Below are 18,764 nucleotides of genomic sequence, written 5' to 3' on the forward strand. Positions count from 1 at the left end.
TGGCTGCTCAGTCGCACCGACTCACTTGGGTGTGCGGGTCTCTGCGCTGATGAACCAGGCCTGCTGCTCGAGTTGGGCGATGTAGCCGTGGAAGATATCGGCGGTCGTCGGATCCGCCGAGTCGACCTCGTCATGGGTGCTGCGCATCGACGCCACGGTTGCCTCGATCGACGCGACCATGTGGTCGATGGCGTCGTGGGTGCTGATCTCTCCGTTCGGGAACTCCGGCAACCCTGTCTGTTCGGCGATCACCGCGGGGCGACCGTCCGGGGAGGCGTGGAGGGCACGCATGCGTTCAGCGATCTCATCGCTGCCTGCACGAGCGATGTCCGTGACTTCGTCGAGATTGAGGTGGAGGTCGCGGAAGTTCGTGCCCACGATATTCCAATGCGCTTGCTTGGCAGTCAGGCTCAGAGCGATGAAGTCGACCAGAACCGTTTGGAGGTTCTTGGTCAGGGCGTCGGAGGCGACGAAGCCGCGTTCGGCGTTCTCGCGAGTGGTCTTCTCTGAGCCATGGGGGTCGGGAACTGTCACTGACTGTGTCATGATTCTTGCTCCTATTCTCTCCGGTTTCGCGTTGACCCGGAGTCTGTGGCCACCATAACGCTGCCGCAGACGGCACGTAACCCCCGTCAGGATCTGCCGGTCTCGTCGTCCTGGGCGACGTAGACGCGGGAACGCAGCCGCTGGGCGTGAGTGAGATTCTTCAGGTCGATGTCGCTGTCGAAACTTGAGCCGAGTGCGCCGGCGACGACGCCCATCGCTGCGCTCAACCACGCGATGTCGAGGTAGTTCGTCAGCCGGACTTCGGGCCGGTGGATCGTCTGGGCCATGAACTCGGGGTCGATGACGAGGAGCCCTCCGGCGAGGATGCCGATGACCAGCAAAGCGTAGAGGCCCGTCACGCAGATGATGAGTGTGAGTACAGTGGACAGGTTGTAGTAGAAGACGACCTGAGCCAGGCGTTCATTGACCGGGCGATCCCAGAGGCGATTGATCGTGATCAGCCAGCCGACCATGACTGCGATGGCGATGGCGCCGATCGAGATGAGGCGGGCGGTAGACAGATGTTGGGACATCTGCCAGATGGAGCTGTAGAAGATGCCGTATGCTCCTGTGGCAGCGGCTGCGGCCATGGCTCGTGAGAGCCTGCGGACCATCCGCAGCGGCTCATTGGCCATGGTCATGCCCAGGACGAGGCGGGGCCCGCCGGTGAACGTATGAGCGTGAAGGGTGCGGCGGCCCGACTTGGAGCGGCTCGACCATCGGCCCCAGCGCGGCAGGCGATGCGTCTTCGCCGGCAGATGACCGTCGGGCAGGAGCTGATTGACGCAGCTCATATAGATCTTCAGCAGACGACGCTTCGTCGTCAGTGCGCCGAGGGTAGGGCAGGAGATCACGGCGATGTTGCGTGCCGGCAGCACCTCGGCGATCAGTGGTTTGCCCTGGGTGTGGCGCGGAATGTCCGTGAGCATGATGACGAGGTCCGCTGCGGCATAGCGGTCGACGATCGCGTCGAGAGTCGACAGCTCCAGTCGGTGGTCGGCCTGGACCCGGAGCGCCTCTGTGCACACATCGACAGTCACATCCGACTCGAAATCCTGCCGGGGGAGTTCGACAAACTCGTCCTTGAACGAGGCCAAACGGCGGCTCGGAGGCCCGGGATCGCAGATAAGGAGGATGTGCATTTTCCCACTGTGGCAGGGCCGTCTGCTCCCGGCCAGGGCGACGGCGAATTCCGAAGCTTTCCTCACGGGGCTTTCAGACCGAATCTGAACTCGGACACCTGAACGCGTATTCTGATACCGACGTGTCGAAGAGACGAAGGAGGACGCGGTCAATGGCAGTTCTGGTGACCGGAGGGGCAGGCTACATCGGTTCGCACGTGGTGCGACTGCTCACCGAGCGCGGCGACGACGTGCTCGTCGTCGATGACTTCTCCACCGGCATCGACGCTCGCGTCGAAGGCCTGCCCGTGGTCAACCTCGACCTCGCCGCCGCCGACGCCGAGGAACGCCTGGTGTCCGCGATCAGGGAACACGGTGTGGACTCGATTATCCACTTCGCTGCGAAGAAGCAGGTCGGAGAGTCCGTCGAAGAACCGGTCATGTACTACCGGCAGAATATCGGCGCACTGACGAACATCCTCGCTGCCGTCGAAGCGACCGGTATCGAGTCGCTCGTCTTCTCCTCCTCAGCGGCGACCTACGGTATGCCCGATGTCGACATGGTGCCCGAGGATCTCGACTGCCGTCCCATCAATCCCTACGGTCAGACCAAGCTCATCGGCGAGTGGATGATCGACAACCAGATCACCGCCTCGCAGATGCGGGGAACGACGTTCAACGCCGTGAAGCTGCGCTACTTCAACGTCGCCGGTGCCGGCTGGAACGAACTCGCCGACACTGCCGTCATGAACCTCATCCCGATCGTGCTCGGACGGCTGAGGGACGGCAAGGCGCCGATCATCTTCGGCGACGACTACGACACCCCCGACGGCACGTGCATCCGCGACTACGTCCACGTCAAGGACCTCGCAGAGGCACATATCGCCGCCCTCGACTACATGAAGGCCGGTGGCACCACGGAGACCGTGTTCAACGTCGGGACAGGAACCGGCGCCTCGGTGAAGGAGGTCATCGACACCATCGCCGAGGTGACCGGCCGTGACATCGTCCCCGAAATGGGAGAGCGTCGTGCCGGTGACCCGCCGGCGCTGGTCGCCGACGTCACCCGGATCTCGGCCCTGCTGAGCTGGAAGGCCGAGTTCGGTCTCGAAGAGATCGTCCGCAGCGCCGTCGAAGCCGCGGGGATGCTGCCCGAGCAGAACTAGGGCGCGTCACTCCGCAGCCTTCAACTCGCTTTCGGTCATCCACTTGTGGTTCTTCATCTTCATGTCGCCGGATTCGACGTCGACCATGTAGACGGTCTCGTCCGTCGATGAGTCGATAGTCGCCTCGGCGCCCTTCATCCCGGGCATGTGCTCGGCTTCGACGGTCGCCTCGGCGCCGTTCTTCAACGGGGCCTTGCCAGGGTCCTTGAGTTCTTCATGGACGACCCACTTGTGATTCGTCACGGGGTCGCCGCCGTCGGTGGGGGTGTAGCTGATTGCATAGGCGGTGGTGTCGAAGGCGCCGACCACCGTGGCCTCGGCATTCTTCATTCCCGGCATGTGCCCGGCGGTGAGCACGACGTCGTCGCCGACGGCGAACTTCGGGTCAGCGGCCCTCTCGATGCCCGCAGGCGGGGCGCCACCATCCATCGAGTGGCCTTCATGACCGCCGGACTCCATTCCCGAACCGCTGTCGCTGTGCTCCATATCGTTGTGGCCGCCGTCTTCATGAGATGACGACTCGAGGCTGCTGTGAGTGTCTCCGCCGTCGGACCCCTGGGCGTCATTCGTGGTCGAACAGCCTGCCAGCGCCAGTCCGAGTGCCGCAGTGACCGCAACGAGGCGGGCGGATGGATTGAGCTTCTTCATGAGTGGTCTCCTGACTCTGTGAGACGGTCGCGTCGGATTCGTTGGGCGGCTGATGGGCGCATCTCAGGGCACCCCATCCCTTGGGTCCGCCACGCACACCCTATACCCCTCATGGGTATGAATGCCAAGACGTCATACGTGCTCTGCACCCGTAGTGACGTGGGGATATAGTGAAATCGGCGCGTTTCGACCGACGTCGCGCCGAAGAGCGACGAACCTACCTGCGTGATCGACCTCCATAGGCGATAGATACGCGCGAGAATGGGAGGCGGGCCCTCGTCGCCATCTCTTGAGGAGAACAGCAGTGACTCACCACATCGTCATCGGAGCAGGGTTGGCCGGTGCCGCGGCCGCGTATTCGCTGACCGCGCGCGGCGAGGACGTCACCGTGCTCGAACGGCATACCCCGGCCAACGACCGTGGCAGCTCCCATGGTTCGGCCCGTATCTTCCGCTACGCCTACCCCGACCGTCTCTACACCGAACTCGTTGTGCGGGCTCGTGAGCTGTGGGATGACCTCGAGTCGAAGTCGGGGATCGAGCTGATCACTCGCACCGGGGCCGTCGACTTCGGCGACGCTCGGCATACTGATCTGCTCGCGGAGATCTTCGATGAGGTCGGCGTTGAGTACGAGGTCCTCGATCCCGAGAGTGCTGCGGAACGGTGGCCGCAGTTCGTCTTCGACACCGACGTCCTGTGGCACCCGGACGCCGGCGTCATCGACGCCGAGACGACGGTGACCACCATGCTTGAGCGTGCGGTGGACACAGGGCGGGCTCGGGTCCTCAATGATTGGACGGTCGCCGAGGTGGCCCGACGATCCGCGGGCGGCTTCAGTGTCACCTCGGCGAAGGGGGACGTTGTCGAAGGTAGCCGCGTCATCGTCGCGGCGGGCGGGTGGCTGCCCGACCTCCTCAGCGATCTAGGTCTTCCGAAGGCGTTCCTCGAGGCGCTGCCGACATTCGAAGTGCGGCAGGAGCAGGCGTTCCACATGCCCTACCGCGATGCCGGTGCGGACGGTCGGCCGAGCACCCCCTGGCCGACGTTCATCCACAAATCCGGGGAGATGTTCACCTACGGACTGCCCGGCGGGCGGGATGCCGATTTCGCAGGGCAGAAGTTCGCGCAGTTCAACGGCGGGAAGGTGATCGGTTCGGCTCTTGACCAGGACGGACAGATCACCGAGGAGATGCGGGCTCGGATGATCGACTATGCGAAGCGGAACCTGCCGGGACTCATTCCGGAACCGTATGCGGAGACGACGTGTCTGTTCACGAACACACCGAACGAGGATTTCGTCATCGACGAGGTCGACGGTCTCGTCATCGTCTCGGCCTGTTCGGGGCACGGGGCGAAATTCGCGCCGCTGCTCGGCGAGTTCGCGGCCGACCTCGCCACGGGTGCCGGCGACGTTCCGGAACGGTTCCGAGTGTCACAGACGAGTTCGTGAGGGGCGACGAGGACGCTCAGCGCTTGGAGTCGATGATGAGGTGCCGCGTCGAATGGGCGACGAACGGTTCGCCATTGCGCATTGCAGCGTCGAGCTCACGCAGCTGCGGAAGGTAGTCGGCGACCGCGAAATCGGGCACCCACCACGGGCATTTGCGCAGGATCCACACGATCGCGCCGATATCGAAGAACTCCATGCGGCAGCGCGCGGTGCGCAGCGTCTCGACCGTGAGTCCGGCCGCCTCGGCGGAGTCCGATTCGGTTCGCGGGTGCCGTGAGCGGCGATTTTCCGGCAGCGGTCCGAGGAAGAACTCGATGAGTTCGAATGCCGAGGCCGGTCCGACGTGCTGGGCGAGATAGGTGCCGCCCGGGACAAGCACGCGGCTGATCTCCGACCAGGCGGGGCTCACGGGATGCCGCGAGGTGACGAGATCGAAGCTGCCGTTGGCGAAGGGCAGTCGGCGCGGGTCGGCTTCGACGACGTCGACGCCTCGCGGACCGAGCCGGTGCCGAGCCACGGCGACGTTGGGGCGGTGCGATTCGGTCACCGCCATGCGCGGCGGCAGCACCGGCGCCTCATCGACGATCTCACCGCCGCCGGTGTCGATGTCGAGTGCCGCGGTCGCCGTCGACAGCCGCCCGGCGAGGAGTTTTGCGTAACCCCAGGGTGGTCGCTCTTCGGTGGCGCGTCCATCGAGCCAGTCGAATCCCCAACCGGTGACATCGGCGGATTGTGCTTCGGTGACGAGCTCGTCGAATGCGCGCATGTTCCCATCCTCGCGCACACGTCTCTCACCCGTCGAGCCACGCAGTCACATCGGTGAGGAGATCGTGCGGTGCTTCGACGGGGACAAGGTGCCCCGAGCGCGGGAACCGGGTCACGTGCGGACGACGGGGGAGCGCCTCGGCGAAGGGAATGTCCGTCGGCTGTGCCGACGTGTCGGAGAGGTCGGGGAAGGACTCGCCGTAGCCGGGCATGTCCCACAGGCGGATGCGAATATGCCGGGCGAGCTGACGGGCGAGCGGCAGCCACATCCGCGACGACCACGGGGTCCCGTGGCAGATGATGACCTCGCCGAGGCGGCCCTGGTCGTTGTCGTGGCAGGTCGTTTCGATGGTCGTGGTGGCCACCTCGGCACCGTCGCTCATGGTGATGCGGTCGGTGATGGTGCGGATGGCAGGATTACGGTCGGTTGGAGTCGTCATGGATGGACGGTAGAACTTCAGGTCGACCTGAAGTCAAGGTGTCATGATGGACGCATGAAGACCGGGGCAGCGGCTGCGCAACTGGGAGTGGCCGCGCATGTGCTCAGGCATTGGGAGGACGAAGGCGTCGTCGTGCCTGACCGGACGATAAGCGGGCATCGCGACTACTCGTCAGAACACCTGAGTCGGTGTCGGATCGTGTTGTCGTGTCAGAGCGTGGGTATGAGCCTCGCCGAGATCCGAGCGATCCTGCATCGCGGTGAGACCGGGCGTGCGGAGGTGATCGCTGCTCGGCTCTCGGCAATTCGGGCACAGCGGACGTCGCTCGACTCAGCGGAGAAGTTCCTCCTCCACGTTCGCAGCTGCCGGCACGACCTCATGACCCGGTGTCCGGAGTGCTCGGAATACGCGGGGTGAGGTGAGAGCGGTGAGATAGGACAGGATCGCGAAACGCTCAGCGGAGATATCGCGAACTGCTCAACTGAAATACCGCGAATTGCTCAATAGGAATATCGCGATCTGCTCAATAGGGTGGTAGATTCGGTCCGGGGCCGCGAAATGCACAGTGGGAATACTGCGATTTGCCCAATTGGTGGTAGTTTCGCGGCGGGAGAGTCCGCGATGAGACCTGGCGGATGGCAACTTCTACGATCGAAAGTAGGACGATCGAATCGTTCTGATTGTGTGAAATCAACGTCTTTACAGTCCAGGGTGAGGCAGGTTTGAGCTCTCTTGGATGTCAGCCATAGAGGGTTGAGAAACCTAGGCGCTGAGGATAGTAACCGCGATGACGACACTGTGGGCGTACTATCGGATTCGGTGCGAAGGTGACTGGCCAGTCACTCGAAACCGAGTGGAATTGGCTAGAGGAATTTTTCGGTAGGCTGAGTACGGCACTGAAAACTACCATTTCCGGGGGAGGCCGGTTGGGAAACCAACAAAATGGTCGCAGGATTGACGCTAGACGGAATCGAGCTCGGTTGCTTCGAGCCGCCGGCGAGGCCTTTCGTGATTCGAGAGAAGCGACCATGCCGGAAATTGCCGAGAAAGCAGAACTCTCGGTGGCCACTGCTTACCGATTCTTTCCCAGCCTGGACGACCTGCGCAGTGAGTATCTGAGATCAGTGATCGAACAGCTCGCTGATTACAGTGAACGTTCGCAAGAGCAGGGGCGCCCGCTCTTCGACCAGGTGCTCGCCGAGTGGCTCAGATTGCAGGCGAAGTTCGGAGATGCGATCATCTCACTGCGGTCCAGTGAGGGCTACCTTACGAGGCTTCGAAGAGGGGAAGCCGTCATTGCCACGACTCGCCGGGCGTGGGAAGAGCCCATTCGGCAGTTGCTTCGTGAGCTTGGAATTCAGCACATTCCGATTGACGAAGCACTCTATCTGCATAACCTGCTGTTTGACCCCCGCGATGTCAAAGATCTCCGAACTCAGCTTGGCTGGACTGAGCATGAGATTCGACGGCGACTTACCAATAACTATTGCGAACTGCTTCGGTCGTGGACAAACGAAGCGGATGGCTGAGATGGGAATTTTTATTGCTGTGACGGACCCATCCTGAACCCGTCACAGCAATCTCTTGCACAGTTTTCGGCTTCGAAGCGAGCCGAAGTAGATCATACTGTCATTCAGAGTCCATGGTCAGAGATTTGGATCGCTTCGAGAACACCTTGCGATCCATATTCTTAGTTTGTGCCGCTACGGTGGCTGTGCCTGTGAGGTCGCCAGTGATGTTCAAGCCGGTATGAGCGACGTCGATGAGCGGCCATATGGCGGCAAGTAGAGGAATCAGGTCAAGAGGCATCCCCAGCGCTTGAAACAGCACGGCAGACATTACGATGCCTGCGCCGCGTACTCCGGCAGCCCCAATTGACAAGGCCAAGCCCAGCAAGACGATTTGCGCTATGAGTCCGGCCGTGATTTCGATTCCAAACGCGTCCGCGGCGAAGATGGAGATGACTCCGAGCGCAACCGCGAAGCCATCCATATTCGCAGTGGCGCCGAATGGAATTGTGAAGCCATATATCTTGCGTGGTACGCCCATGTTTTCCTGGGCGACTTTCATTGACACGGGAATAGTGGCCGCACTACTCGATGTCGTCATGGCGAATACGGTCGACGGCCAAGCGTTGCGATAGAACCTCACTGGGTTCAGGCGAGCAGTAAAGAATAGGATCGTGGGATAGACCACCAGAGCGACTAGGACGATCCCGGCGAAGTCGGCAATTACGAATTTTGCCGCAGCGCCGAGCATTTCTGTTCCCGTTGTGCCAACGAGGACTGCTAGGAGGGCGAAAACACCGTATGGTGATGTCCATATGATCATGTTCGTCAGTCGAAGCATGATCTCGGTTCCTTCGCGTACAAGGGCGAAAGCCCTCGGCAGTTTCGTTTCTCCAATGAGCAGCATCGCGACTCCGAAGAGTACTGTCCCGATGATGATGGGGATCATATCCATGTTCGCCATCGCATTGAATAAGTTATCGGGAACCCAGCCCAGCAGTTGCTCGGCGACGTCATAGTCCTCCGGCGCAACATCTTCTTTCTGGATCTCATCGAGGCTCAGACCAACACCAGGTCTGATCAGCAGTGCCATTCCGACTCCCGCCGCCGAAGCGAGAATCGAAGTTCCTGTGAGGTATCCGAAGAATCGTGCTCCAACGCTTCCGAGCTCCTTGACCGAAGTCATCTGAAGCACTCCAGAAAGCAGAGTTGCGATAACCAACGGAACGACGAGGAACTTGAGCAGGCGAAGAAATATTTGTCCGATGGGATCGAGGTACGCCGCATAGTCTTGAAGTAGAATTCCGGCGACTATTCCGAGCGCGGCCCCGATCAATACCTGAACGTGCAACTTTCGGCTGAACCACCACTTCATTGGCTTCTCCTATTCTGTGAAGTCTTCATTGACTCTGACCGAATCAGTGCAGGCCCAGTAAGTCGGCAGTTGTAGCCCCGTCGGCTATCTGACGCACCCAGCCATCTTCGGTCTCTTCCTTCGTTTTAGCCGCTTCGAGCACACTGTCGACTGTCGATTGTGGAACCGCTACGACTCCATCGCGGTCGCCGACGATCATGTCGCCGGTTGCGATTTGGACTCCATCGATGGTGACTTCCGTTCCGATGACTCCTTTGTCAGCTTTCGCGGTTCCTTTGATCGATAGCGCTTTGGCGAACACAGGGAATCCGAGTCCGACGACCGTGTTGGAATCTCGGACCGCTCCGTTGATGACGACTCCTGCAAGCTCCCGATGCATCGCTGCCGCGGTGAGCACGTCTCCCCAGACTCCGGCCTCTTTCCAGCCGAATGCGTCAACCACAAGCACATCGCCTGGATTGGCTTCAAGCAGTGCGAGGTGAAGGGCTCGGTTGTCTCCCGGCCGTGTGAGAACGGTAAGAGCGCGTCCAGCTAGACGAGACGAAGCGTCGAGAGGTTTTACCTCGTGAGATAGTGCGCCAACCTTGCCCTGCGCTTCGTGCACTGTTGCGGCTCCCAGCCGCTTCAGGGTTTCAGCAATGGCTTCCTGCGAAGAATGTTGGCTGGTCTCGTGTTTTGTCGCGGTCATTGGTCCTCCAGCGAATAAGTCATCTGTTGTGCCCACACTTGATAAGTGAGAGTTGTGTCGCAAATGAGATGATACTCTACTTTACGTAATGCACAACACATTTTCGAGGAGTGACGTGAACTTCAGTTGTTCTACTGGCCTGGACCGTGTTCGGCGAACGTCGAAGCGGCCGGCCGGAACCGTACCCAGTGGCGATGCAGTCGACTTATCTATGGGTGAGCCTGACTTTTCAGCCCCCGTGGCTGTGGTTGACGCGATGCGCTCAGCAGTGCAGGACGGCTACAGCCACTATGGGGACCTAAATGGAGATCCGGAGTTGCGAAAGGAAATAGCTCGACAGTCCACATTGCGTTCGAACCAAAAAGTGGTGCCGGCGCAGGTATCGATCGGGCATGGGGCGACTGGAGTGCTCGCATCATTGGTGCTGGCTCTTGTCAGCCCCGGTGATCGCGTCGTCATACCGGAACCGACCTATTCGCTATACAGCGATCTAGTTGAGATGGTGGGCGGCCAAGTGATTTGGGTCCCCCTGCAAAGCGACCTCCAGCTCGATGTGCCTGCAATATTGTCTGCTGCGCGTGGGGCCAAGTTGCTCATTCTTTGTAACCCTGGGAACCCGACCGGCGCTGTATTTCCCCAGGAAGACCTAAGGGCTATAGGCAAGGGGTTGCAAGGATCGGAGACTGTCGTTGTCAGTGACGAGGCGTACTCTGCCTTTACTTATGGAGCAGATCTCACCTCGGCGATTTCCGTTCCTGAACTGACCGAACGTGTTGTAGTCGTTGACACTCTTTCGAAGTCCTTTGCTCTCACCGGGTTTCGGCTGGGATGGTCGATAGCGCCTCCTGCTATAGCCGCAGCGATATCTCAGGTCAGCCGGATGATCGCGGGCGCTCCTAACGCCGCTGTGCAGCGAGCTGCAATTGTCGCGCTCAGGCAAGGTCATAGCCTCTATTCAAATATGCAGGATGAGTACTCCCGACGACGCGAGTTTGTCGTTACACACCTGTCGAAGGTCCAGGGAGTGTCGTTCGAGGCTCCGCAGGGCGCGTTCTACGCGTTTTTCAAACACGGAGTTGGCGCGACCTCCGATGAAGTTCGTCTTCACTTGGCGAATGCAGGAGTTCTACTGCGTTCGGGCAGTGAGTATGGAGCGTCTGGAGAAGGCTACCTGCGTATGTCTTTTGCTGCTTCTTTGGGCGAAATTGCCAAGGGGATCGACCGGATCGCACTGGGCCTTGGTCAGATGGGTGTCGACGATCGCCCTCATTCGATCTAAGGCGTGATTTGCAGTGCTCGTGCAGGAAACCGGTCGACCGCCTCGGCGGGGTCGATGTTGCGGTGGGCGGAACTCAGTGCACATTGCGCGAATTCTCGGGTCGGTGATGGTCACAAAATCGCGCAGAACGGGCATGATGGCCTTATGACCACAGATATGGATATTGCGCTCAGCGCCGAGCTCGATCCCATCGTCGACATCGCCGCTGGGCTGGGTCTCGACGCGCAGGACATCATTCCCCACGGATGGACGAAGGCGAAGGTGCCCATCGACGTCCTCGATCGGGCGGCCGAGTCCGCCACCGACGGTCGACTCATCCTCGTCACTGCCATGAGCCCGACTCCTGCCGGCGAAGGGAAGACCACGACGAGCATCGGCTTGGTCGACGGACTCAACGAGCTCGCACGGGCGAAGCCCGAGGTCGGCAAGGCCGTGCTGGCGCTGCGGGAGCCGAGCATGGGCCCGGTCTTCGGAATGAAGGGCGGGGCGGCCGGAGGCGGATACGCGCAGGTCGTGCCGATGGAGGACATCAACCTCCACTTCACCGGCGACTTCGCGGCCATCGCGGCGGCGAACAACCTCGCCGCGACGATGCTCGACAACCACATCCACTTCGGCAACAGCCTCGATGTCGATCCGCGGCGCATCCACCTCCGCCGCGTCGTTGACCTCAACGACCGGGCGCTGCGCGGAGTCGTCGTCGGACTCGGCGGACTCAACGGGGGCGTGCCCCGCGAGGATGCCTTCGACATCGTCGTGGCCAGCGAGGTCATGGCGGTGTTCTGCCTGGCCACCTCGTTGGCCGACCTCAAGGACCGGCTGGGACGGATCGTGCTCGCCCACAGCCGATCGCGCGAACCCATCACCGTGGCCGACATCGGGGCAGCGGGCGCGATGACCGCGCTGCTGCGCAATGCTTTGGCGCCGAACCTCGTGCAGACCCTGGAGCATTCGCCGGCGTTCATCCACGGCGGGCCGTTCGCGAACATCGCCCACGGATGCAATAGCCTCCTTGCGACGAAGGCCGGGCTGGCGCTGGGCGACTGGGTCGTCACGGAGGCCGGCTTCGGTGCCGACCTCGGGGCCGAGAAGTTTCTCGACATCAAGTGCCGCACCGCCGGGATCTGGCCCTCTGCCGTGGTCGTCGTCGCGACGCTGCGAGCACTGAAGTACCACGGGGGAGTCGACGTTGCCGATGTGAACTCAACGAATGTGTCTGCCGTGATCGGCGGAATGAGCAACCTCGAGCTGCACTGTCGGAACCTGCGTGAGATCTACGGACTGACACCGGTCGTGTGCTTCAACCGGTTCCCCACGGACACTGACGAGGAGATGTCCGCGGCGATCTCGCATTTGGACGGGATCGGGGTTGCGGCCGTCGAGTCGAGGCACTGGGCCGATGGTGGCAAGGGTGCGCTTGCCCTGGCCGAGGCGGTCGTCGAGGCCGCGGGCGGACGCGCCGGCGACGGCGGTGGCGATGGCACGGCCGGACCTGCCGTCGACGACGGTTCGGTCTTCGTCGCCGGCACCGCCTCCGGGGATGCCGAGGCTCCTGTTGTCGATCCTGCGTCGCGGGCGCGTTACAGCTACGACCTCGACCTGCCGCTCGAAGACAAGATCCGAACCATCGCGCAGCGGATCTATCAGGCGAAAGATGTCGATCTGCCGGCGAAGGTCAAGCGGAAGCTGCGTCAGTTCACCGAAGAGGGCTACGGCGATGCTCCCGTGTGCATCGCGAAGACGCAGTATTCGCTGTCGACGGATGCGAGCCTGCGCGGGGCGCCTACCGACCACATCATCGAGGTCAGGGATGTGCGGCTCTCGGCCGGCGCCGGGTTCATCGTCGTCATCGCCGGCGACATCATGACGATGCCGGGCCTGCCGCGCGAACCCTCAGCGCTGAAGATCGACGTCACCGAGGACGGCAACATCACCGGCCTCTTCTGAGACCTTCCTTACTACCTGACGGCGGCCCAGCAACCTCGCGCGAGGTTGCTGGGCCGCCGTCAGGTAGTAATTGGGGCATTGGTGACGTGTCAGCGAGGTCTGTGCAACCAGGGGCGCAGCAGTCGAGTGCTCACCGGCAGGAAGATGTAGGTCATCAGCGGCGTGAGAATGCAGATGTTGAGGAGCACGGCGAGGACCTTCGGCCAGCTCTCCAGGTGAGGCATGAGGAGGAACGTCGAGAGCAGACTGAGCGGGAAGAACGGCAGGAAGATGCTCACTGCCTGCTTCCACCTCGGCGGGACGACCGTCTCCGGGATAGTGACGGACTCCTCCCCGTGCGGTTCGAACCAGCCCTCGATGCCGGTTCTGTGCTCGACCCGAGTGGTCTCGACGATTTCGGCTGCGCTTTCGATCCACCACCGACGGTCTTCGGATTCGTCCCATGCCCGCAGCGATTTCGCATCGGAGAACCGGTACAGCACGTGCCATTCGTTGGAGTCCGGTGAGGTTCGCACCCATCCCGATCCCAGGTAGCCGTCGCGTTCACGGGCCAGCTCCTGGCCAGCCTGCACCCAGGCGTTGAAACGCCGGTGGTTGTCTGGGCGGACCGTGCGGGCGATCGAGACGGTGACGGCAGAATGTTGAGGCATGGTGGAAATCTTATGTGACCGTCTGCCGCAGCAGATTCCGCGGATGCCCTAGCGCGCTTCGATGACCTGCTTGATCGCAGCGAGGGTCTGGGGAATGCCGGTGTGCGCAGAGGCCGTTCGTGCGGCAATCTCCTCGGACGCTCGTTCACCGTACTTCTCTGCGAAGAACTCCTGCCCCTCCGGCAGGAACTCCCACGATTCGGTGAGCAGCGTGCCTCCGTCTGCGTCCTGCACACTGTAGGTCCAGTTGACTCGGCCGGGTCCCACGCTCCATCCGAACCTCCGTCCTTCGTCGGCGAGGACGACGCGGCTGCGGGTCTGCCATTCTCGGTCAGGGGTGACGTTGCGCCCGGTGAACCAGGCACCTGCCCGTGGGCCGTCGCCGTCGTCCCACCAGCACTCTCGGCAGACCGGCGACCATTCTCCGGTTCTGGTCACGTCCGCAACGGTCCGGTAGACCGTCATCGGGTCGGCGTCGATGTGGATGGAATCTGCGAAGGTGAGAGACTCAGTCATGCCGGTCATCATAGTGATCATCGGGCCAGCGCGAGAGACCTCTCAAGCTGCGGTCGGGCCGGCATATGACCGGTCAGGGCCAGTCTCCGGTGGGACCGGTGACGCGGGCGAACACGTGGTCGAGGGACTCGGTCAGTGAGTTGCGGTTAGCCTCGTCCATCCACTCGTGATTGAGCATCTCGTTGAGACCGCCCGGGGTTTCATGGGCGGCGACGAGGTCGTGGATGGGATCATCCGTCTGGGCGAGTGTGGTGCCGAGGCCGACGAACTGGCCGCGGATGAAGTGATCGGCGTCCTCCTGATTCCAGCCACGGTCGACGAGCCACGCGGTGATCGTCTGCAGGAACGCGAAGTGCGCCGACATCGTCGCCGTCACCGCCGAGAGCGTGGAGAACATCGTCTCATCCTCAGCGGTCACCGATCCGCCGAGGTGGCTCAGCAGCTCTTCGACCGCGTCATCGGCTGGGAATACGGCGGTGACGCCCTTGCGCTCGCGGACGGCGGGCAGAGGAATGATCCGCACGATCGTCGGGGAGCGCGGAAGGTGATCGGCGAGTCGGTCCGTTGCGACGCCGGCGACCGCGCTGACCAGGGCTTTCTCGACGGGAATGTCGAGATCGTCCAGGACTGAATCCGTCTGCTGCGGCAGCACCGCGAGAACGATGAGGTCACTGCGGTCGACGACGTCCTGATTGCTCTGGCAGATCGTGGCGGACTCGAGGGAACCGGCGAGTCTCGATGCGCGTGCGGCATTGCGCGGGGAGAGGAAGATCTCGAGGTCGGTTTTCGCTTCGCTGGCGGCAAGGCCCTCGACCATCGCCGAGGCGATCTCTCCGACTCCGATGAAACCGATGCGTGTCATGTGCTCCTCCTCGAGCGGTGTGTATCTGTTCGTATTCTGTCATCGGCTGAGGAGTCCATCGGTGATGATGGTGAAAACAGACGACCGTGATGTCGCCTAATGCGGGCGCCAGCTGCCCTCGTCTCTGATCGCCGAGGTGATTCGGCCGCCTCGGCGAGGGGAATCGCGGCGGACTTCGGCGACGTCGGGCAGGTCGACGGACTGCTCGACTGCCTCGGCGAGGTGGACGTCCTCATCAACAATGTCGGCCTCTTCGATGTGGCGGAGTTCACCGAGATCGGCGACGCGGAGTGGACGCGATACTTGGAGATCAACCTCATGGGCACGGTTCGCTCGTCCCGGAGGCTGCTCCCGCCGATGCTCGAGAACGGGTGAGGGGCGAATCGTCTTCATCGGTACGGAGTCAGCCGTCGATGTGCCAGAGCGCACGATCCACTACGGCGTGACGAAGGCTGCGGCTCTGGCGTTGAGCAATGGCCTGGCGAAACTCACCCGCGGCACCGAGGTGACGGTGAATGCCGTGCTCGGTGGGCCGACCTACTCGGACGGCGTCGCGGCTGCCGTCGAGCAGATCGCCGCCGCGGAATCGATGCCCGCCGCGGACCTGCGGGACTCCCTCGTCCGCGATACCTCACTGCTGCAGCGTTTCATCGAGCCTGACGAGATTGCCAACCTCGTGGCCTATCTGGCCAGCCCGCTGTCCTCGGCGACGAACGGTGCAGCCTTGCGCGCGGATGGGGGAGTGCTGCCGACTGTCGTGTGAGGGAGGCGGGGTCGTTCGTCGTCATTGGAATCTGTCGAGCACAATCTCGGCGGCGGCGGCGACCAAGGCAGGTCCGTCCTCCGATTCGGGGTCATCGGTTTCTGTCATGACGGAGATGACGATGGGTTGGCGATCGGGAGGCGTGACCACGGCGATGTCGTTCTGAATCGCATCCGAATGCCCTGATTTGTCTCTGACTACCCAGCCTTCAGGCGCACCTGCGCGGATGAGCGGATCGCCGGTCTCGTTCGCCGACATCCAGTTGAGGAGCAGTTCGCGATCTTCGTCCGAGAGCTGCTGCGGGTCGAGGAGGCCCTGGAGCCCTGCAGTGAAAGCGGCCGGGGTGGTGGTGTTGTCCGTGCTGCCATCTTCGACGTCGTTGAGCGCCGGCTCTTCGTCTGTGACTTCGGTGGTCGTGTCTCCTGCCTCCTCCAGGGCATCGTCGAGGGCTTCGGGTCCGCCGAGCTCATTGAGCACGATGTTCATCGCCAGGTTGTCGCTGACCCTCAGTGCGCTTTCGGCGACGTCGTCGAGCGGCAGTCCGTCGTCGACGTGCTTCTCCGTCACGGGTGTCCAGCCGGCCTCGTCGACATCGGCCTGTGTCCACGTCACGTTCTTCTCGAGATCGTCCGGCTTCGTGCGGCCCAGGAGCTCGGCGACGGCGAACACTTTGAGCGTGGAGGCGAAGCCGAAGCGCTCGTCGGCACGATGGTCGACCGCTTCATCGGTCTCGGTATCGAGTGCGCTGACTCCGACCCGCGCGTCGTAGCGATCTTCGAGGTTCGTCAGCTGTTCGTCGAGTCGCTGGTGGTCGTTGTCGCCAGCCGGGCTGTTTGAGGTTTCGGTCTGTGTGTTGGACTGGTCCGGCGACTGAGCCTCACTCTGAGTGCAGCCGACCAATGCCATGGCTGCCAGTGTCGATGCAGCGACACGCTCCAGGATACGAGCGTTCATCGATTCGTTCCGTTCTCTCCCCGACGGGAGTCGATTTGAGGTGGACCTGCGGGCCGAGCACTGTCTCGAAATCGATGTGCTTGCGATGCTCGCTGCTGAACATCTTTCCCCACTTCTGCCATGCGGTCGAAGACTGAAACACTCATTCTCATATCGATAACGCATACCATGAGGTCATGGACCTGGTAGACGCCTGTCGGACATTCACCGCTGTCAGCGAACTCGGCAGCATGACGCTCGGTGCTGCCGCAGACGGAATCCCGCAGCCGGTGGCCAGTCGGCGTATCGCCGGGCTTGAAAAGCAGCTCGGTGCGCGGCTCCTCGAACGGACCGGACGCGGAGTGAGTCTCACACCGTTCGGTCGCGACATGCTGGTCCCGGCAACGCGCCTGGTCGAACTGGCAGACGAGCTTCTGACCGGTGCCGACCGGGCAAAGTTGCGGCCAATCACTCTGGCAGTCCCGACTTCCTGCTCGACACGAAATCTTGCCGTGCTGGCGGCATCGATGAAGGACCGGGGGCTTCGGGTCGACTTCCACTCGAGTCCGCCGGGCAAGCGGTCCGACGATCTCGATGGGAGACGAGTGCGCGCTTCGGTGCAGACCGTTCCCGCAGACGAAGGCACATGGGCTGTCGCGTTGGGTTGTGCTCATCGCTCTCCGCTGACGGTTCCGGTGCGGATCGCCGACCTGCGGAGATCTCGGGCGCGGGTCCCCGGCGATGATCTCGAACTTGCAGGTCGACGCCTGCGAGTGACGAGCGAGGACAACGTTCCGCACATTCGCGACCGGGTCCGACGATCCGCCGAGACCGCGGGCCTGCTTCCCTACCAAGTCATTGTGGACACCTCAGATCCTGACGCGGTCGCGGCGGTGCTCAGTGACGGTGATCTGCTGCTGTGCAGCGAGGCCGAAGCCGCGGAATTGGATCTTTCCTGGGCGCCGCTCATCGACCCGACGATTTCTCGGGGCTATGAATTGGCGGCCGCCGCGGACGAGGACATAATGCTGCTTGCCGACTTCGCCGAGGAGGTCGCTGATTGCCTCGGCGGATCGGTCGCCTCCGAGGCGAACAGGCGGACTTCGAGGTCGGGAAGGCGACGATCGCCGTCCAGCGGTGCCGCCTCGGCGCCCGTTCCGCGGACCACGCGGTCGAGGGGTGAAGCGCCATGATCGAACGGAAGAGAGTCATCAGGGCGGCCGAAGCAGAGCTTGAACAGGCGGGTCTGAGCGCCCGAATCATCGCCCGTGATCTCGATACGAACGCCGAGGTTGTGCTCGCACCCGACGGAGCGGTGCCGCTGGCGTCGCTGGTCAAAGTGCCGATTGCACTGGCAGTGCTCAATCGAATTGTGGCGGGGGACCTTGCCGCCGACGAGCAGGTCCGAGTCGAACCGGCCGCTGCCGGATCTGCGAGTCCGACCAGTGCTGCACGCTTTCGGCACCCGGCGCGGATCGCGGTCGAGGACCTGCTCACCTTGGCCGTGTGCTTCAGCGACAACACCGCCGCCGATGCACTGCTTGACCTTGTTCCTGCAGCCGAGGTGCAGAGGGACCTCGATGCTCTCGGGCTGCGGACCATCGATATCCGTCACCGGCTCGATGCGCTGACGATGACACCGATGGAGAGCCTCGACAGAGCCGATGCGCACCTGGCCTACGACCTCGCACAGACTCGATCGCCCCAGGGCGACGGGCATCGGATCTGGCAGCTCGACGTCTCCCGCGCCAACTCCGCCACTGCTCGCGGACTGATGGGCCTCCTCGCCGAGGTCTGGCGCCCCGCGAGGCTCGACCACGGCGTCGCCGCCCGGCTGCGGGAGCTGATGTCCGGGAACGTCGTTCGCCACCGACTTGCGCCCGACCTGATGTCCGATTCGGCTCGGTGGTCATCGAAGACGGGCACCTTGCTCCATCTCAGACACGAGATCGGTGTCGTCGACCACGCCGACGGTCAGTCGATCGCCATCGTCGTGCTCAGCGAATCGAGCAATCCCGTTTCGGTTCAGCCCGCCGCGGAGGCTGCTCTCGGTGCTGCTGCCCGTGCCCTTCACGATCTGCTGAGGTGAGGGGAACGTCGGTCCGCA

21 protein-coding genes are annotated in these 18,764 nt (G+C 62.5%); 10 read left to right on the forward strand and 11 right to left on the reverse strand.

Features of this window, described 5'->3' with window-relative positions; all coding sequences use genetic code 11:
• Window positions 1-21: 21 nt before the first annotated feature.
• Window positions 22-546, reverse strand: a complete 525-nt coding sequence (locus D3I60_RS18800) for a Dps family protein (RefSeq protein WP_262778454.1) — start codon at window positions 544-546, stop codon at window positions 22-24.
• A gap of 86 nt (window positions 547-632) precedes the next feature.
• Window positions 633-1,688 carry a hypothetical protein gene (locus D3I60_RS18805; protein WP_262778456.1) on the reverse strand — a complete coding sequence of 352 codons (1,056 nt, stop codon included), beginning with the start codon at window positions 1,686-1,688 and terminating at the stop codon, window positions 633-635.
• A 152-nt stretch (window positions 1,689-1,840) separates the two neighbouring features.
• Here D3I60_RS18805 and galE point away from each other — a divergent pair, with 152 nt between their 5' ends.
• The gene (gene galE / locus D3I60_RS18810) at window positions 1,841-2,833 is read left to right on the forward strand and encodes a UDP-glucose 4-epimerase GalE (protein WP_262778458.1); all 993 of its coding nucleotides are present in this window, start codon (window positions 1,841-1,843) and stop codon (window positions 2,831-2,833) included.
• Between the two features lie 6 nt (window positions 2,834-2,839).
• Here the strand turns inward: galE and D3I60_RS18815 are convergent, their stop codons facing one another.
• On the reverse strand, window positions 2,840-3,481 hold the full coding sequence (locus D3I60_RS18815; protein ID WP_262778460.1) for a YdhK family protein: 642 nt from the start codon (window positions 3,479-3,481) through the stop codon (window positions 2,840-2,842).
• A gap of 304 nt (window positions 3,482-3,785) precedes the next feature.
• Here D3I60_RS18815 and D3I60_RS18820 point away from each other — a divergent pair, with 304 nt between their 5' ends.
• Complete coding sequence (locus D3I60_RS18820) at window positions 3,786-4,931, forward strand: FAD-dependent oxidoreductase (protein ID WP_262778462.1); 1,146 nt, start codon at window positions 3,786-3,788, stop codon at window positions 4,929-4,931.
• Window positions 4,932-4,947: 16 nt separating this feature from the next.
• Here D3I60_RS18820 and D3I60_RS18825 read toward each other — a convergent pair whose 3' ends face one another.
• Together D3I60_RS18825 and D3I60_RS18830 are read right to left on the reverse strand one after the other, a co-directional pair.
• A complete protein-coding gene (locus D3I60_RS18825) occupies window positions 4,948-5,697 on the reverse strand; it encodes a class I SAM-dependent methyltransferase (protein WP_262778464.1) in 750 nt (249 codons plus the stop codon).
• A 25-nt stretch (window positions 5,698-5,722) separates the two neighbouring features.
• A complete protein-coding gene (locus D3I60_RS18830) occupies window positions 5,723-6,136 on the reverse strand; it encodes an alpha/beta fold hydrolase (protein WP_262778466.1) in 414 nt (137 codons plus the stop codon).
• A 54-nt stretch (window positions 6,137-6,190) separates the two neighbouring features.
• Between D3I60_RS18830 and D3I60_RS19430 the strand changes: the two genes are divergently transcribed.
• Window positions 6,191-6,553, forward strand: a complete 363-nt coding sequence (locus D3I60_RS19430; RefSeq protein WP_369415588.1) for a helix-turn-helix domain-containing protein — start codon at window positions 6,191-6,193, stop codon at window positions 6,551-6,553.
• A gap of 611 nt (window positions 6,554-7,164) precedes the next feature.
• The gene (locus tag D3I60_RS18835) at window positions 7,165-7,665 is read left to right on the forward strand and encodes a TetR/AcrR family transcriptional regulator (RefSeq protein WP_262778467.1); all 501 of its coding nucleotides are present in this window, start codon (window positions 7,165-7,167) and stop codon (window positions 7,663-7,665) included.
• A 100-nt stretch (window positions 7,666-7,765) separates the two neighbouring features.
• Here the strand turns inward: D3I60_RS18835 and D3I60_RS18840 are convergent, their stop codons facing one another.
• Window positions 7,766-9,019 carry a dicarboxylate/amino acid:cation symporter gene (locus D3I60_RS18840; protein WP_262778468.1) on the reverse strand — a complete coding sequence of 418 codons (1,254 nt, stop codon included), beginning with the start codon at window positions 9,017-9,019 and terminating at the stop codon, window positions 7,766-7,768.
• A 43-nt stretch (window positions 9,020-9,062) separates the two neighbouring features.
• Window positions 9,063-9,707, reverse strand: a complete 645-nt coding sequence (locus D3I60_RS18845) for an RraA family protein (RefSeq protein ID WP_262778469.1) — start codon at window positions 9,705-9,707, stop codon at window positions 9,063-9,065.
• Between the two features lie 88 nt (window positions 9,708-9,795).
• On the opposite strand from D3I60_RS18845, the gene D3I60_RS18850 reads away from it, so the two are divergent.
• Entirely contained in the window at window positions 9,796-10,986 is a 1,191-nt protein-coding gene (locus D3I60_RS18850) for a pyridoxal phosphate-dependent aminotransferase (RefSeq protein WP_262778470.1), read from the forward strand.
• A gap of 144 nt (window positions 10,987-11,130) precedes the next feature.
• On the forward strand, window positions 11,131-12,933 hold the full coding sequence (locus D3I60_RS18855) for a formate--tetrahydrofolate ligase (RefSeq protein WP_262778471.1): 1,803 nt from the start codon (window positions 11,131-11,133) through the stop codon (window positions 12,931-12,933).
• Window positions 12,934-13,022: 89 nt separating this feature from the next.
• Here D3I60_RS18855 and D3I60_RS18860 read toward each other — a convergent pair whose 3' ends face one another.
• From D3I60_RS18860 to D3I60_RS18870, 3 genes are all read right to left on the reverse strand, one after another.
• The gene (locus tag D3I60_RS18860; RefSeq protein WP_262778472.1) at window positions 13,023-13,583 is read right to left on the reverse strand and encodes an antibiotic biosynthesis monooxygenase; all 561 of its coding nucleotides are present in this window, start codon (window positions 13,581-13,583) and stop codon (window positions 13,023-13,025) included.
• Window positions 13,584-13,631: 48 nt separating this feature from the next.
• Window positions 13,632-14,099: an SRPBCC family protein gene (locus tag D3I60_RS18865; protein WP_262778473.1), complete on the reverse strand. Its 468-nt coding sequence runs from the start codon at window positions 14,097-14,099 to the stop codon at window positions 13,632-13,634.
• Between the two features lie 73 nt (window positions 14,100-14,172).
• Entirely contained in the window at window positions 14,173-14,961 is a 789-nt protein-coding gene (locus D3I60_RS18870) for an NAD(P)-binding domain-containing protein (RefSeq protein ID WP_262778474.1), read from the reverse strand.
• A 99-nt stretch (window positions 14,962-15,060) separates the two neighbouring features.
• Here D3I60_RS18870 and D3I60_RS18875 point away from each other — a divergent pair, with 99 nt between their 5' ends.
• Complete coding sequence (locus D3I60_RS18875; RefSeq protein WP_262778475.1) at window positions 15,061-15,336, forward strand: SDR family NAD(P)-dependent oxidoreductase; 276 nt, start codon at window positions 15,061-15,063, stop codon at window positions 15,334-15,336.
• 40 nt (window positions 15,337-15,376) lie between these two features.
• Complete coding sequence (locus D3I60_RS18880) at window positions 15,377-15,724, forward strand: SDR family oxidoreductase (protein ID WP_262778476.1); 348 nt, start codon at window positions 15,377-15,379, stop codon at window positions 15,722-15,724.
• A gap of 21 nt (window positions 15,725-15,745) precedes the next feature.
• Here D3I60_RS18880 and bla read toward each other — a convergent pair whose 3' ends face one another.
• Window positions 15,746-16,678: a class A beta-lactamase gene (gene bla, locus D3I60_RS18885; RefSeq protein ID WP_262778477.1), complete on the reverse strand. Its 933-nt coding sequence runs from the start codon at window positions 16,676-16,678 to the stop codon at window positions 15,746-15,748.
• A gap of 176 nt (window positions 16,679-16,854) precedes the next feature.
• Between bla and D3I60_RS18890 the strand changes: the two genes are divergently transcribed.
• Window positions 16,855-17,850 (forward strand): LysR family transcriptional regulator, encoded by a 996-nt coding sequence (locus D3I60_RS18890; RefSeq protein WP_262778478.1) that lies wholly within the window; start codon window positions 16,855-16,857, stop codon window positions 17,848-17,850.
• Entirely contained in the window at window positions 17,847-18,746 is a 900-nt protein-coding gene (locus D3I60_RS18895) for a serine hydrolase (protein WP_262778479.1), read from the forward strand. Before D3I60_RS18890 ends, D3I60_RS18895 begins: the two co-directional genes overlap by 4 nt.
• Window positions 18,747-18,764 lie beyond the last annotated feature (18 nt).

It is taken from the genome of Brevibacterium permense (assembly GCF_025506275.1).
Classification (GTDB): Bacteria; Actinomycetota; Actinomycetes; order Actinomycetales; family Brevibacteriaceae; genus Brevibacterium; species Brevibacterium permense_A.

Coding starts and splice junctions, on each gene's coding strand:
- D3I60_RS19430 (WP_369415588.1), top strand. CDS start 6,191: ATGAAGACCGGGGCAGCGGCTGCGCAACTGGGAGTGGCCGCGCATGTG.
- D3I60_RS18865 (WP_262778473.1), bottom strand. CDS start 14,099: ATGACTGAGTCTCTCACCTTCGCAGATTCCATCCACATCGACGCCGAC.
- D3I60_RS18890 (WP_262778478.1), top strand. CDS start 16,855: ATGGACCTGGTAGACGCCTGTCGGACATTCACCGCTGTCAGCGAACTC.
- D3I60_RS18830 (WP_262778466.1), bottom strand. CDS start 6,136: ATGACGACTCCAACCGACCGTAATCCTGCCATCCGCACCATCACCGAC.
- galE (WP_262778458.1), top strand. CDS start 1,841: ATGGCAGTTCTGGTGACCGGAGGGGCAGGCTACATCGGTTCGCACGTG.
- D3I60_RS18845 (WP_262778469.1), bottom strand. CDS start 9,707: ATGACCGCGACAAAACACGAGACCAGCCAACATTCTTCGCAGGAAGCC.
- D3I60_RS18855 (WP_262778471.1), top strand. CDS start 11,131: ATGACCACAGATATGGATATTGCGCTCAGCGCCGAGCTCGATCCCATC.
- D3I60_RS18835 (WP_262778467.1), top strand. CDS start 7,165: ATGCCGGAAATTGCCGAGAAAGCAGAACTCTCGGTGGCCACTGCTTAC.
- D3I60_RS18895 (WP_262778479.1), top strand. CDS start 17,847: ATGATCGAACGGAAGAGAGTCATCAGGGCGGCCGAAGCAGAGCTTGAA.
- D3I60_RS18805 (WP_262778456.1), bottom strand. CDS start 1,688: ATGCACATCCTCCTTATCTGCGATCCCGGGCCTCCGAGCCGCCGTTTG.
- bla (WP_262778477.1), bottom strand. CDS start 16,678: ATGAACGCTCGTATCCTGGAGCGTGTCGCTGCATCGACACTGGCAGCC.
- D3I60_RS18815 (WP_262778460.1), bottom strand. CDS start 3,481: ATGAAGAAGCTCAATCCATCCGCCCGCCTCGTTGCGGTCACTGCGGCA.
- D3I60_RS18870 (WP_262778474.1), bottom strand. CDS start 14,961: ATGACACGCATCGGTTTCATCGGAGTCGGAGAGATCGCCTCGGCGATG.
- D3I60_RS18840 (WP_262778468.1), bottom strand. CDS start 9,019: ATGAAGTGGTGGTTCAGCCGAAAGTTGCACGTTCAGGTATTGATCGGG.
- D3I60_RS18800 (WP_262778454.1), bottom strand. CDS start 546: ATGACACAGTCAGTGACAGTTCCCGACCCCCATGGCTCAGAGAAGACC.
- D3I60_RS18850 (WP_262778470.1), top strand. CDS start 9,796: ATGCACAACACATTTTCGAGGAGTGACGTGAACTTCAGTTGTTCTACT.
- D3I60_RS18825 (WP_262778464.1), bottom strand. CDS start 5,697: ATGCGCGCATTCGACGAGCTCGTCACCGAAGCACAATCCGCCGATGTC.
- D3I60_RS18875 (WP_262778475.1), top strand. CDS start 15,061: ATGCGGGCGCCAGCTGCCCTCGTCTCTGATCGCCGAGGTGATTCGGCC.
- D3I60_RS18860 (WP_262778472.1), bottom strand. CDS start 13,583: ATGCCTCAACATTCTGCCGTCACCGTCTCGATCGCCCGCACGGTCCGC.